The organism is Micromonospora sp. WMMA1949, from assembly GCF_027460145.1.
Lineage (GTDB): Bacteria > Actinomycetota > Actinomycetes > Mycobacteriales > Micromonosporaceae > Micromonospora.
Genome location: NZ_JAPZBG010000001.1, coordinates 2,612,734 through 2,626,350 on the forward strand (window position 1 = coordinate 2,612,734; position 13,617 = coordinate 2,626,350).

Genomic DNA, 13,617 nt, shown 5'->3' on the forward strand with positions numbered 1-13,617 from the left:
ATCTTGCACCTTCCGCCCAGGCGAACGCGCACAAAGTGGACCCGCCGAGGGCCGCAACTGCAAGATCAGCGGGGTGGTGGCTCGAAGCCCGCGAGGCGGGTGGCGATGCGGTGCCGGGCCGGGGGGAGGGTGGAGACCAGGCGGAGCAGCACGTTGCGCAGGGGGCGCGCGGAAGGTGGGGCGGCGGCCAGGCGGGTCAGGCCGGCGGCGAAGCCGAGCACCTCCTCGGCGCGGGGACGGCGGTCGGCGGCGTACCCGTCGAGGGCCTGCCCTCCGGCGGCGAGCGCGTCGCCGAGGGCGACCGCGTCCCGCAGGCCGAGGTTCATCCCCTGACCGCCGGCCGGGCTGTGCACGTGCGCGGCGTCCCCGGCGAGCAGCACCGGCCCGCGACGGTAGGTGCTCGCGATCCGGTGGTGGATCCGGAACCGGGACGACCACGCCATGCCTGTGACCCGGTCCGGCCGGCGCGCCGGACCGCGCTCGTCGAGCAGCGCCTGGAAGTGGTGCGCCTGCGGGTCGCGCGGCGCATCATCCACAGTGGCGACCAGCCGGACCGTGCCGTCGGGCAGCGGCGCCCAGACCAGCGGGCCGCGCCGGGAGAGGAAGAGGCTCACCTGGTCGCGCGGGAGCGCGCTGTCCACGCGGACGTCGGCGAGCAGGAAGGACTCCCCGGGGTCGGCCGGTCCGCCGAATCCGATGCCGGCGAGTTCGCGGACCCGGCTGTGCATCCCGTCCGCGCCGACGACCCAGCGCGCCCGGACCGCGCGGCCGCCGTCGAAGCGCGCGACGGCGCCGTCGCCGTCGAGGTCCAGCCCGGTCATCTCGTACGGCCGCAGCACGCGCCCGCCGAGCGCGGCGAGCCGGTCGGTGAGCACCGCCTCGGTGTCGGCCTGCGAGATCAGCAGCGCGTACGGGTAGCGCGACGGCAACCTGTCGAAGGGGACGGTGACCAGCACCCGGTCCCGGTCGCGAACGCTGAACCGGGCCGAGTGCAGCCCGCGGGCGGCCAGCGGGTCGGCGATCCCGATCCGGTCGAGCGCCTCAAGGGTGCCGGCGTGCACGACGGCGGCGCGCGACGTGACGGGCGGCTCGGCGAGCCGGTCGACAACCGTCGCGGCGATCCCGTGCCCGGCCAGTGTCACCGCCACCGCCAGGCCGGTCGGCCCGGCTCCCACCACGAGGACGTCGGTGCGTTCGGGCAGCATCGCTTCCACCTCCGAGCTCCGGTCAACAACTGTTTGCCAACGCTTGTTGACTTCACTGTAGAGCCGATGTCAACACGTGTTGGCCTACAGTCGTGGACGTGACCGAACCCGCCACCCGCACCCGCCGCTCGGACGCCACCCGGGCGGCCATCCTGCGCGCCGCCCGGGAACGCTTCGCCGCCGACGGCTACGACCGGGCCACCATCCGGGCCATCGCCGCCGACGCCCGCATCGACCCCTCGATGGTCATGCGCTACTACGGCAGCAAGGAGGGTCTGTTCGCCGCGGCGGCCGAGTTCGACCTGCGCCTGCCCGACCTGGCCGAGGTGCCGCCGGACCGGCTCGGCGAGACACTGACCCGGCACTTCGTCCGCCGCTGGGAGGCGGACGGGACACTCGTCGCCCTGCTCCGGGCCGCCGCCACCAACCCCGGTGCGGCCGACCGGATGCGCGGGATCTTCGCCGGCCAGCTCGCCACCGCGGTGGCCCGGTCCGGTGCCGACCCGGCAACCGCCGACCGCCGGGCCGGTCTGGTGGCCAGCCAGATCCTCGGCCTCGCGCTCACCCGGTACGTCGTCCGGCTGCCACCAGTGGTGGACCTCGACCCGGAGGAACTGGCCGCCTGGGTCGGCCCGACGATTCAGCGCTACCTGACCCAACCTTTACCCCCCGTCCCGCGCGTCTGGCCGGTGACGGAGGAGGAGCCGGATGGGGCGTGACGCGGACGACGGGCGGGCGGACTACCTCGCCTTCGTCGAGTCGCACCAGCACCGGTTGCTGCGCGCCGCGTACCTGATCTGCGGCAACCGGCACCAGGCCGAGGATCTGCTCCAGGATGCGCTGCTCAAGCTGGCGCTGCGCTGGCCGTCGGTGCGCGACGGCGACCCGGCCGCGTACGTGCGCGCCATCCTCTACCGCGACGCCGTCTCCTGGTGGCGACGCCGGCGGCGGGAGTGGCTCAGCGCGTACCCACCGGACCGGCCGGGTTCGGACGCCGACGCGGCGCTGCGGCTCACCGTGCGCGCGGCGCTGGACCGGCTGCCGCCACGCCAGCGGGCCGTCGTGGTGCTGCGCTACTTCGAGGACCTGACCGAGGTCGCCACCGCCGAGGCGCTCGGCGTCACCGTCGGCACCGTCAAGAGCCAGTGCCACGACGCGCTGCGCCGGCTGCGCGACGTCGTACCCGCCCCCGGCACGTCCGGAGACGACCTGGTGACCGGGATGGAGGCGAACCCGTGAACGAGCCCGAGCTGACCCGGCTGCTGACCCGGGCCGCCGAGGAGATCCGGCCGACCCGGCCCGCCGAGAGCGGATGGGACCGGGCCGGGCGGGTCCGCCGCGCCCGCCGGGCCGCCGGTGCCGCGGCCGTCGCTGTGGTCCTGCTCGGCGGCGGTACGACGGCACTGCTGCACCGCCCCGGCCCGCCCCCGGCGGCACCGCCCCGCCCGACTGTGACGTCGGCGCCGAGTGCCCCGGTGGTGCAGCGGCCCCCGGACCGGCTCGGACAGGCGGGTGACCCGCTGGGCCGGCTCGGCGACCGGGTCGCCTACGGCCTATCCGACCGGCCGGTGAGCCGGGCGCTGGCGCTGTACCAGCCGATCGACCCGGAGACCGGCGACGCCGGTCCGGTCCGGGTGCTGGGTGACGACGGCATGGTCCGGGAACTCGACGTGGTGACGCTCGCGCCCACCCGCGACGCCGGCGGCAACGAGGCCGCTCCGCTCAAGCCGGGCAGCCTGTCGCCGGACGGCCGGACCGCCGCGTTCGCGCAGACCGACGAGGTGATCGTGATCGGCCTGACCGACGGCGCGGTCCGCCGCTACCCGCTCACCGGCTACCTGGAACACGTGGTCTGGGCCGGGGACCGGCTGGTCGTCGGGGACAACGACACCGCGTACGAGCTGGACCGGCGCACCGGGTCGGCACGGAAGCTCCCGGTCGACCCCTGGACGCTCGTCGTACCCGAGCCGGCCCGGCCCGGTGACCTGTTCACAGTGGGCGGCTGGGCCGGGGACGGCGGCCTGGCCGTACGCCGGTTCCCCGCCTCCGGTGGCGCGCCGGAGCGGCGGCCGGTGACCACCGGGGAGCTACCCCCCGGTTACCAGCTGAACGAGGTCTACGGGCGGGGCTGGCAGCGCGGCGACCGGATCGGCCAGGCCGGGTGGACCACCACCGCGGGCCCCGCCGGCACGATGAGCGGCGCCGAGGGCGTGGCGGTGCTGGACGCCCGTACCGGGGCGGTGACCCGACTGCTCGACCTCGGGCGCGAGGACCGCGCGAAGGGCTGCTGCGAGGTGCACGGCTGGACCGCCGACGGCGACCTGCTGTTCCGCTACGACGCCGGACTGGCCCGGTGGCGGCCGGAGACCGGCGCCGTCGACTGGGTGGCGAGCAACGTCCCCGGGCGCCTGTCGATAGCCGCCCGCTGACCGGCCGGTCCCGCCGACGGGTGCGGCGGGACCGGCCGGGACGCTCAGCGGGTCAGGCCGCCGGGCTGGTCGCCCTTCACGACGGGGGCCCGGACCAGGTTGCCCCACTCGGTCCACGAACCGTCGTAGTTGCGCACCTGCGGGAACCCGAGCAGGTGGTGCAGCACGAACCAGGTGTGGCTGGACCGCTCCCCGATCCGGCAGTACGCCACCACGTCGTCGGACGGGCTCAGCCCGAGCTGGTCGGCGTAGATGGCGCGCAGGTCGTCGGCGGACTTGAACGTGCCGTCGTCGTTCGCGGCGGACTTCCACGGCTTGCTCACCGCGCCCGGAATGTGTCCGCCACGCAGCGCGCCCTCCTGCGGGTAGTCCGGCATGTGCAGCATCTCGCCGGTGTACTCGCCGGGCGAACGCACGTCCACCAGCGGCCGGCCGGCCGCCACGTGCGCCATGACCTGCTCCCGGTACGCGCGGATCGGCGCGTCGTTGCGCTCCGGCACCGGGTACGAGGCGCGGGGCCGGCTCACCTTGTCCCGGGTCAGCTCCCGGCCCTCGGCGATCCACTTCTGCCGGCCGCCGTCGAGCAGCCGCACGTCCTGGTGACCGAAGAGGGAGAAGACCCAGAGGGCGTACGCGGCCCACCAGTTGAAGTTGTCGCCGTAGAAGACGACTGTGTCGTCCCGCCCGATGCCCTTCGCCGCGCACAGCTCGGCGAAGCTCGCGGCGTCCAGGTAGTCGCGGGTGACCTGGTCGTTGAGTTCGGTGTGCCAGTCGACCTTGACGGCGCCGGGGATGTGGCCGGTGTCGTAGAGGAGCACGTCCTCGTCGGACTCGACCACCACGAGCCCTTCGTCGCCCAGGTGCTCGGCCAGCCACTCGGTGGTGACCAGGCGCTGCGGGTCGGCGTACGACTGGAGGTGGGGATGCGGATCGCTCGGCACAGGCATGATCCCCAAGGTACGCCGGATCCGGGGCGGCGGATGTGACACCGGCCCCACCACCTCGGAAAGGTGGTGGGGCCGGTGCGATCAGATGCTCAGCCCTCGACGACGAACCACTGGTACGTGGGGTCCGACTGGTTGCCGGCCTTGTCGATCGCGTACACGGTCAGGGTGTGCCAGCCGGCCTCGGCCGGCGTGAGGGTGACCGAGGCGGAGCCGTCCGCACCCGCCGGCACGGTGACCTCCGGCGCGTAGTCGAACTGGTAGACGTACCTGTCCACGTCCGGCATGCCGGGGGTGAACGTGAAGACACCCGGCACGCCCGGACCGCCACCGGACCCGCCGATCGGGTAGGTCGTCGAGCTGACGCCCGGCGCGCTGCTGACCAGGAACGAGTAGCTCGTCTCCGGGGACAGCTCGCCGGACGCCGAGCGGGCCCGGACGGTGAGCGTGTTCCGGAAGGCCCGGTCCGGGGTGACGGTCAGCTCGGCGGCGGTGCCGTCGTTCACGTCGACGGTCTGCTCCGGCCCGCCGTTGAGCCGGTAGACGAACGCCACGGTGTCCGGCAGGTCGGAGTGGAAGCGGAAGCCACCGGGCACACCGATGCCGCCGCTCGAACCCCACTCGCTGTACAGGTACGAGATGACCTGCGGCTGCGGATCCCGGACCGTGAACTGGTATTCGCGCTGCCCGGTACGCGTGCCGTCAGCGGTCTCCGCGATCACCGTCAACTGGTGCCAGCCGGCCTGCTCCGGGGCCCAGGTGACGACGGCGGTCCCGTCGGCCGCCGCGTCGATCGTCGTCGTCTCCGCGCCCTGGAACGAGTAGTGGTACCGGACCACGTTCGACCGCTGCGGCGTGAAGGTGAAGGTCCCGGCGACTCCGGGCAGGCCGCTGCTGCCGTTCTCCGGATACTCCGCCGACTGGATCAGCGGGGCGTCGTTCACCAGGAACGTCCAGACCTGTTCCGGCGAGCGGGTGCCGTCCGCGGTGACCCCGACGACAGTGAGCGTGTGCTCCCCGCCCTCGGTGGGCGTCCAGCTCACCGTCGCCCGGTTGCCCGTCTCGACGCGCTGCTCGGCACCGTTGTCGAACCGGTAGAGGAACGCCACCGTCTCGGTGACCTGAGACGTGAACCGGAACTCGCCCGGCTGGCCCGGGCCCCCCATGGGCCAGTCACCCCGGTACGGGTCGCCGGAGACCGCGGGGCGCAGGTCCCGCACCCGGAAGGACCAGGTCGCCGGCTCGGACTCGGTGCCGTCGCGGCTCACGCTCCACACGGCGAGGTCGACCCAGCCCTCGTCGGTCGGGGTCCAGGTCACCGACGCGGTGCCGTCGGCCTTCGCGGTCACCGTGCCCGGCTCGTCGTTGAACCGGTAGCGGTAGCTGACCGTGTCGGGCAGGCGCGGGGTGAAGGTGAAGACGCCCGGGACGCCCTGCCCGCCGTCGAGGCCGTACTCCTCGTAGACGGTGGCCGAGATCTTCGGCTCGGTCAGCAGCTGGAACTCCCGGATGCCGGTGGCCTCCACGCCGCCGGCCGTCACGCTGGTGACGGTGAGGGTGCGGGAACCGCCCCGGGTCGCGGTGACGGTGATCGCGGCGGAGCCGTCCGCCGCGGCCTCCACCGTCCGCTCGGGGTCGCCGTCCAGGGCGTAGCGGTAGCGCACCACCCCGTCCATCTGCGGACGCAGCTGGAACGTGGCCGGCACCCCGATCTCGCTCAGCCGTCCCTCGATGACCGGCGACACGTCCGCGGCGAGGAAGTCGTACACGGTGGTCGTCGAGCGGTTGCCGACCGCGTCCAGGCTCCACACCCGCAGGGTGTTCGGGCCGCTGCCCGGGGTGAGCGTGACGGTGGCCGTACCGCCCGTCCGGTCCGCGTCGATCGTCTTCTCACCGCCGGAGTCCAGCGAGTAGCCGTAGCGCACCACGTCGGCGGCACCGTTGGCGGTGAAGGTGAACTCGCCGGGCAGGGCCGGGTGCCACGCGCCGTCGTCGGGGAAGTCGGCCGACGTCACGGTGGGCGGCGCGGCCGGGCCACGGACGTCGAGGCGGAAGTAGCAGACCGGGCTCCACTCGCCGGTGGCCCGGCTGTCCGCCGCCCGCATCTGCCAGGCGTACGTCCGGTCGTGCTCGAACGGTGACGGATAGATGTGGTCGAAGCGGCCGACGGCCCGCTGGCCGTCACGCGCGTAGTCGGTCTGCTCGATGCGCGCCTCCGGATCGTCGACCGGCCAGACCGCGAAGGAGACGGTGAGCTGGTCCGTGCCGCCGCCGTCGTTGCGGTCCCGGTCGTGCACCACTCCGGAAGGGACGGGGTAGCGGATCACCTGGTACGGCTCGGCGGTGGTGCACGCCGTGCCGTCGGTGCTCTGCAGGTCGGTGGGCACGCCGGGGCGGAAGTTGTAGTCGATCGAGATGCCGACCGTGGTGGCGTACTTCCGGGCCAGTGCCGGATCCCGCTCGGCGTCGGCGGGCAGCCGCAGGGAGAGGGTCAGCGTCGACCGGCCCTCGGCGAGCGCCTGGCGCAGCCCGTCGATCGCGTCGAACTCCACCCGGGGCGCCGGGCAGACGGTCTGGTCGGTGAGCCGGCGGCTGTCGACCAGGCCCAGGTCGGCCGGCGGCTTCTGCCAGCTCGACTTGCCGGTGTACGCGGCGGTACGCCGCAACTCGATCTCCGGACGCTTGGTGCAGTCTCCGCCGGCCGTCTCCTTCACGTCGAGGACGGCCGACCGGATGTCGGCTCCCCGGTAGCGGGAGATGTCGAACGTGAAGTAGGCGCGCGAGGTGTGCGCGTGTCCCTTCGCGTCCGTCCAGGTGCCGACCGGCATGTCACCGGGCCGGTCGATATTGATCTTGGCGGGTGAGTGCGAGTCGGTCCAGGCCCAGGAGGTGTTTCGCTCGTAGCGGATGTCGTACGCGACCGCCGGCGCCGCGGTGGCGGTCACCGTCCCGGCTGCGACCACAATCGACAGCGCGGCGGCGAGCAGGCTTCGCCGGCCGGTCCGACGTGGATTTCTGTCAGGCATGAGGATCAAACCCCATCCACCTTTCCCCGATGTCGCCCCGTGCTCGATCGACGGGGGCAGCGGATGCTACCCAGACGGGCGGACATCGGGCGATCCCGATCTGGGACCGACGGAGCACATCGGACGATCGGCGGTCAAGATCGAGCCGTCCGGCCGGGTCAGGCTCGGCGGTGCACCAGGCGGCCGGCGACCACTGTGGCCAGGCAGGAGCCGTCCGGGCCGAACACGGCGAGGTCGGCCCGCCCGCCGGTCACCAGTGCGGGCGGCCGGGCGGCAGGCAGCACCGCCACGTCGTTGCGGGCGGCAGCCGACCGCAACGCCGGATCGGCCATGTGCTCCTCGACCACCGCGGCGACGCCGAGCCGGAACAGCGCGTGCACCCGCTCGCGCGGCGTGGGCGCCGGGGGCAGCGGGCCGTCGTGCACGAGCGCCGGCCCGAGCGTGCCGGCCCAGCGCCGCACCCGCACCCCGGGGTACGCGCCGGGAAGCTCGTCGGTCGGCACGATCGCCTCGACGCGGTCACCGTCGACCACGACGGCCAGCCCGGCTCGGGGCGGGTCGTCGGGTGTCAGCCGCAGCAGGTCGGCGGCGTGGGCGGTGCGCACGCTCAGTCGGCGTCGACCGGCCCGAGCACCGGCCGCTTGGCGGTGACGAAGTCGCCGGAGGACCGCCCGGTCAGCCGGCGCCTGATCCACGGTGCCAGGTGCTTGCCGGCCCAGCGCAGGTCCGCCGCGCGCGCGGCGAGCCACGGGCTGGGCGCCGGGTGCGGCGGGACCAGCAGCCACTCCTCGTCGCAGCCGACGCCGAGCGCGGTGAGCACCTGCGCGGCGACCCGGCGGTGGCCCGCCGCCGACAGGTGAATCCGGTCGGTGCTCCAAAGGAGCGGGTTGAGGTAGGTGTCGTCGGAGTAGAGGTCGACCAGGATCGCGCCGTGCCGCTCGGCCACCTCGCCGACCACCCGGTTGAGCAGCGTCACGCGCGGCGCCATCAGCCGCTGGCCGGGCAGCCGGGACATCACGTCGGCGAACCGGAACAGCACCACGTCGCTGCCGCCGGAGCGCAGCCGTTGCACCACCGAGTCGAAGCGGGGGACGAACGCGTCCGGGTCGAAGCTGCGGCGCAGCACGTCGTTGCCGCCGGCCGCGAAGCTGATCAGGTCGGGCTTCATGGCCAGCGCGGACGGCACCTGCTCGGCCACCACGTTCGGGAACAGCCGGCCGCGGATGGCCAGGTTGGCGTACCCGAAGTCGGGCCCGGCCTCGACGGCGAGGCGGGTGGCGAGCAGGTCGGCCCAGCCCCGGTAGCTGCCGTCCGGATATGCGTCGTCCATGCCCTCGGTGAAGCTGTCGCCCACCGCCACGTAGCTGCGCCAGCGCACGGCGCCCCCCTCAGACGTTCCGGCAGAAGTGCGTCGCACAGTCTGTCACCGCGCGGACCGGTCCCGCTGGCCCTGAACCCCCGACGTGGCGGATGTCTCGACGTCCTGTTCACGACAGCCGCCCCACGGGACAAAAGCCCCGACACGTCCGGGCGGGCCACAATCCGTCGGCCGGAACGGGGATGATGGCTGCCGTCATCCGGCTGTGCGAAACCGTCCGGCCGGTCCCGCACCCGGCACGAGCGAGGAACCACATGACGCAGGGGCACCCACCGGCGGCAGGCTGGCCACCGCCCGGCAATGCCGATCCCCGGTACGGCGCGGCACCGCCGCCCGGGCAGCCGACGCCGTGGGGGCCGCCGCCCCCGGCGCCGAAGTCCCGCCGTGGGCTCTGGATCGGCCTCGCGGCGGGCGCGCTCGCGCTGGCGGTCTGCGCCGGCACTGCGGTCGGCGTCGGGCTGGGCCTGCGCGGTGACGACGAGGACGGCCCGGCACCGAAGGCGGCGGCCGGCGCGAACGGCGTCACCGTCACGGACGCCGAACTGGCCGCCCTGCTCGACCGGCACAGCAAGGCGCTGGCGGCGAAGGATCTGGACGGCTACCTGGCCGCGTTCGACCCGGACCGCAAGGATCTGATCGCCGGTCAGACCCAGCTCTTCCGCAACCTCATGAAGTTGCCGCTGTCGGTGGCCCGCTACGAGATGCTCGAGAAGCAGGGCCGGGTGAGCGACGCCTTCGGGCAGGGCGTCACGTTCCAGCTCGACGTCTCGTTCGTGCACCAGCTGGACGGCTTCGACCTGGCACCGGTCGCCGAGTGGTACCGGTGGACGATCGTCCGCGCCGGCAAGGACGCGCCGATCCGGGTCGTGGCGGTCACCGGAGCGTCGGCCGGTGGCAACGGCGACTCGAAGACCGTCTACTACCCCGGGCCGTGGGACAAGTGGCGGGACATCCATGTCGAGCGGACCGCGTACGCCCTGATCATCACCGATGCGGCCCGGGCCGACCTGGCGGTGCGGTACGCCCTCGCCGTCGACAGGTCGGTGACGGACAGCCTCGCCGTGTGGCGGGCCAACGCGCCGCCCGAGCCGATGACTGACAAGTTCGTCGTCACGTTCGCCGCGGGCAAGGACGAGATGACCTCGCTCTACCGGATCGGCACCGAGAAGGCCACCGAGGCGGGCTACTCGGTGGGCATGGTCGCGGCCGAGCGCAAGAACGGCAAGGCCACGATCGGCGGGACCCGCATCGTGGTGGACACCACCGATCGCTACTTCACCCGCTCCGGTGGCGACAACGACGCCCGCATGGTGTTGCGGCACGAGATGGCGCACTCGCTGATGACGCTCCGCACCGACCTGACCGCCGTGGACGAGTTCAGCAAGCTCGACGAGTGGGTGGTCGAAGGCTTCGCCGAGTACATCGCCTTCAGCGGCCGTCCGCTGACCGCCAGCGCGCGCACCGCGCCGTCCCTGCAGTTGGTCCGCAACGGCTGGAACGGCAAGCTGCCCGGCAACAGCGACTGGGACAACCCCGGAATGCTGACCTTCCACTACTGGCTCGGGCACACCGCCATGACCCACCTCGCCGACAAGCACGGTGAGCCGAAACTGTTCCGCTTCGTCGAGGCGGTCTACGCCGGCACCCCGACCGACCGTGCTGCCCGGGACGTGCTCGGCGTGTCGCTCGACGACTTCCAGGCCGGCTGGGCCGACTACGTCCGCGCGCAGGCGGGCTGACGGGAACGGGAGACGACCGATGACCTATCAGCACCAGCAGTACCCGCCGCCCGCGTACCCGCCGGTGGTCCGGCCGGGTCCGGCCGGTGCGCCGCCGGCGGCGCCGAAGCGGCGCGGGCGCGTCGCGTTGCTGGTGGCCGGTGGCCTGGTGGCGGTGCTCGCGGTCGCGGCCGGTACCGCCTACGGCGTGTCCCGGCTGGTCGGCGGCGGTGACGACGACGGGCGGAAGCTGCGCACCGCGTGGGTGCTCGACTTCCCGGAACTCCAGCGCAACGGGCTGAAGACGTACGACGGGCAGGACATGTTCGGCGCCTGGCTGGTCGGTGACGCGGTGGTCCGGGCCCAGCCGGACGGCATCATCGCCTACCGGCTCGGCGACGGCGGCCAGGCGTGGGGCGTGCCCGCGCCGCAGGCGTCCTCGCTGTGCGCAGCCGCGCAGACGCTCGCCGAAGGGCGGGGCGTGGTGGCACTCGGTTCCGCCGACTCCTGCGACACGCTCGTCGGTTTCGACGCGGCCGGCGGCACGCAGACGTGGCGGGCGACGTTCCCTGTCGAACGCCGGACGGGCCGGTCCGAGATCGTCGCCCCGGACCTGTCCGTGGCCGCCGGGCAGGTGGTCGTGCGCAGCGGCGAGAGCGTCCTCGGCTACGCGCTGGCCGACGGCAAGCGGCTGTGGCAGACCGACGCCGACCGGCTGCTGCCCGGCCGCGACTGCCGCCTGACCGACGCGCAGGCCGCCGGGGACCAGGCGGTGGTCACCGCGCTCTGCGACGGCGGCGACCGGGGTGCGCTGCTCGGCCTGGACCCGGCCACCGGCAAGCCGCGCTGGCAGCAGCAACTGCCGGCCGCGCAGCAGAGCGACGGGGTGCTGAGCGTCGACCCGCTGGTCAGCCTGCCCGGCCTCAACACCGAGACGTTCGTCGCGCGCGACGCCACCGGCAAGGAGCGGGCCACGTTCGGCAACCCCGTCGACGGTACGCGGTTCAGCGACCTGCCGGTCAACCGCTCCAACACGGTGAGCGGCCCGGGGATCAGGCCGTACCTGGCCGACGCGGACACGCTGTACCTGCCCACCGAGGCTTCTCCGGTGGGCGACAAGATGCGCCAGGCCAACCAGGTGGTGGCGATCGACCTGGCCACCGGGAAGCGGCGCTGGGTGTCGGCCGGGCACACCGACAGCGAGGTGGAACTCGTCCGCCTCGACGAGCAGGGTCTGCTGGCGTGGGAGGTGGGCGACCGGCGGGACCTCGCCCCGCGGCTGGTCCGGATCGACCCGGCCACCGGGAAGGTGAGCGTGGTGGCCGAGGCGCCGCTGTCGGCCGGCACCGAGGGCAGCGACGCGAAGGTGCTGGAGCGCGACGGCACCGTGGTGCTGGTGCCGTGGAAGCAGGTCACGGCGGAAGCGGCGATCACCGTGCTGCGCTGAGCAGCGGCGGCGTCAGCAGTCGAAGACCGACCAGCAGATGTCGTTGCGCAGCCGCTGGTCGTCCAGGACCAGCTCGCGGATCTCGGCCGGAAGCTGGTCGCGCTGCCACCGGCACTCGTCGCGCCCGGCCGCCTCGCCGAGACCGGCGGGCGCCGCCGCGCGTACCGCCTTGATCGCGTACGCGGCGGCGCCGAGTTCGTGGGCGGCCACGTGGGCCACGACGGCGGCCTGACCGGCGGCGTACGCGGCGTTGCGTGCCGCCCCGCGCAGGTCACGGGCCGCGCCCATGGCGTGCCCGCCCGCCGCACGCGCCTCCATCATCCTGACCTCGCCCCGCACCCAGGCACGGGCGTGCGCGATCGCCTCACGCGGGCGGTTGTCGTCCGGCCGGACCGCCTCGAACAGGCCGAGGACGTGCTCGGCGCAGGTGGCGGCCCAGAGCGCCAGCAGGTGGTGGTGCTCGTCGGTGAGCGTGCCGCCCCGGCGGATCGTGACGAACCGGGGATCGCGGATCTTCGGCAGGATCACGAGGTGGTCTCCGGTCCGGCGGCGCCCCGGCGCAGGTCGTGGTCCAGTGTGCTCATCAGCCGGGCCACCCGGCTGCCGCCGCCGGTCAGCGGCGGATAGCGGCGCAGCACGTCGACCAGCACTGGTGTGGCGAGTCGCCGGTACCGGTCCAGCACGGCCTCCCCGACGGTCTCGTCGCCGCCGGCCTCCAGTTCGGCGACGCGCGCGGCGTTCGCGGCGGCCCGCAGGATGTGACCGACCTGGGTGGCCTTCGCGATCGGGTGCAGGTACGCGGCCGCGGCGGCGTCACCGGCGGCCCGGGCGGCCAGGCGCGCGGGCTCGGTGGGCGCGGCCCGGGCGGCCCGGTGCGCGTCGAGCGACGCGACCCGCTGGAGTTTCGTCCGGGCGGCCCCACGCGCGAACGTCCACGCCGCATCGACAGCCGCGCGGGGACGCGGATCGCCGGGAACCGCCCGCTCGTAGACCGGGAGGACGTCCTCCGCGTGCCGGACCGCGTACCGCGCCACCTCGCGCAACTCGTCCGTCGTCAGGTCGAAGTCCCCGGGCGCAGTCATGTCGCGGGCATCGTATCGGTGATGCCCCGCCGGTACGGGCCCCAGCCGACGAACCGCTCGAACAGCTCGCGCGGGGTCGGCCCGTCGTGCGGATTGAGGCGGAACAGGTCGTGCGTGGCCTCGTGGTAGAGCCCGGACAGGTAGACGGCCAGGTCGACGGGGTGGTCCGCGTACTCGACCTTGAGCAGCAGGCGCGCCTGGGCACAGGGCCACGGTCCGCCACAGGCGCGGCACAGCCAGAGCGGCCGGATCGGCAGGTGGGCCGGGTGGTCCGGCGGGTAGGGGCGCGGCCGATCGGGGTACGGCCCGAGCCGCGGTACGGGAAGGTTCATGCGTGACAGTCTGCTGACCACACCACTACGCTCGGAAGCCGTCACGGCCGGTCCGG

General features: G+C 73.9%; 13 protein-coding genes. 5 read left to right on the forward strand and 8 right to left on the reverse strand.

The features are described from left to right. Positions 1-65 precede the first annotated feature (65 nt). Entirely contained in the window at positions 66-1,205 is a 1,140-nt protein-coding gene (locus O7607_RS12325) for an FAD-dependent oxidoreductase (protein WP_269703251.1), read from the reverse strand. Between the two features lie 98 nt (positions 1,206-1,303). Here O7607_RS12325 and O7607_RS12330 point away from each other — a divergent pair, with 98 nt between their 5' ends. From O7607_RS12330 to O7607_RS12340, 3 genes are read left to right on the forward strand one after another with little or no spacing between them, the layout of a single operon-like run. Next, on the forward strand, positions 1,304-1,924 hold the full coding sequence (locus O7607_RS12330) for a TetR/AcrR family transcriptional regulator (protein WP_269703253.1): 621 nt from the start codon (positions 1,304-1,306) through the stop codon (positions 1,922-1,924). Beyond that, positions 1,914-2,444, forward strand: a complete 531-nt coding sequence (locus O7607_RS12335; protein WP_269703254.1) for a SigE family RNA polymerase sigma factor — start codon at positions 1,914-1,916, stop codon at positions 2,442-2,444. Before O7607_RS12330 ends, O7607_RS12335 begins: the two co-directional genes overlap by 11 nt. Next, positions 2,441-3,634 carry a hypothetical protein gene (locus tag O7607_RS12340; RefSeq protein ID WP_269703256.1) on the forward strand — a complete coding sequence of 398 codons (1,194 nt, stop codon included), beginning with the start codon at positions 2,441-2,443 and terminating at the stop codon, positions 3,632-3,634. The genes O7607_RS12335 and O7607_RS12340 overlap by 4 nt, the downstream gene beginning before the upstream one ends. Before the next feature lie 44 nt (positions 3,635-3,678). Here O7607_RS12340 and O7607_RS12345 read toward each other — a convergent pair whose 3' ends face one another. The 4 genes from O7607_RS12345 to O7607_RS12360 all read right to left on the reverse strand — a co-directional run bounded on the left by O7607_RS12345 (position 3,679) and on the right by O7607_RS12360 (position 8,982). Further along, entirely contained in the window at positions 3,679-4,581 is a 903-nt protein-coding gene (locus tag O7607_RS12345) for a sulfurtransferase (protein ID WP_269703259.1), read from the reverse strand. A gap of 89 nt (positions 4,582-4,670) precedes the next feature. Then, positions 4,671-7,604: a hypothetical protein gene (locus tag O7607_RS12350; protein WP_269703261.1), complete on the reverse strand. Its 2,934-nt coding sequence runs from the start codon at positions 7,602-7,604 to the stop codon at positions 4,671-4,673. A gap of 158 nt (positions 7,605-7,762) precedes the next feature. Beyond that, entirely contained in the window at positions 7,763-8,209 is a 447-nt protein-coding gene (locus O7607_RS12355; RefSeq protein ID WP_269703263.1) for a hypothetical protein, read from the reverse strand. 2 nt (positions 8,210-8,211) lie between these two features. Beyond that, entirely contained in the window at positions 8,212-8,982 is a 771-nt protein-coding gene (locus tag O7607_RS12360) for an SGNH/GDSL hydrolase family protein (protein ID WP_269703265.1), read from the reverse strand. A 254-nt stretch (positions 8,983-9,236) separates the two neighbouring features. On the opposite strand from O7607_RS12360, the gene O7607_RS12365 reads away from it, so the two are divergent. Both O7607_RS12365 and O7607_RS12370 read left to right on the forward strand, forming a co-directional pair. Beyond that, a complete protein-coding gene (locus tag O7607_RS12365; RefSeq protein ID WP_269703267.1) occupies positions 9,237-10,721 on the forward strand; it encodes a hypothetical protein in 1,485 nt (494 codons plus the stop codon). Positions 10,722-10,740: 19 nt separating this feature from the next. After that, positions 10,741-12,147, forward strand: coding sequence for a PQQ-like beta-propeller repeat protein (locus O7607_RS12370; RefSeq protein WP_269703269.1), 1,407 nt, complete (start codon positions 10,741-10,743; stop codon positions 12,145-12,147). Positions 12,148-12,159: 12 nt separating this feature from the next. Here the strand turns inward: O7607_RS12370 and O7607_RS12375 are convergent, their stop codons facing one another. Genes O7607_RS12375 through O7607_RS12385 form a run of 3 tightly spaced genes read right to left on the reverse strand, consistent with a single transcriptional unit; the run spans position 12,160 to position 13,561 of the window. Continuing rightward, positions 12,160-12,675, reverse strand: coding sequence for a putative immunity protein (locus O7607_RS12375; RefSeq protein WP_269703271.1), 516 nt, complete (start codon positions 12,673-12,675; stop codon positions 12,160-12,162). Further along, positions 12,672-13,229 (reverse strand): putative immunity protein, encoded by a 558-nt coding sequence (locus O7607_RS12380; RefSeq protein WP_269703273.1) that lies wholly within the window; start codon positions 13,227-13,229, stop codon positions 12,672-12,674. The genes O7607_RS12375 and O7607_RS12380 overlap by 4 nt, the downstream gene beginning before the upstream one ends. Beyond that, on the reverse strand, positions 13,226-13,561 hold the full coding sequence (locus O7607_RS12385; protein WP_269703275.1) for a hypothetical protein: 336 nt from the start codon (positions 13,559-13,561) through the stop codon (positions 13,226-13,228). The genes O7607_RS12380 and O7607_RS12385 overlap by 4 nt, the downstream gene beginning before the upstream one ends. Positions 13,562-13,617 lie beyond the last annotated feature (56 nt).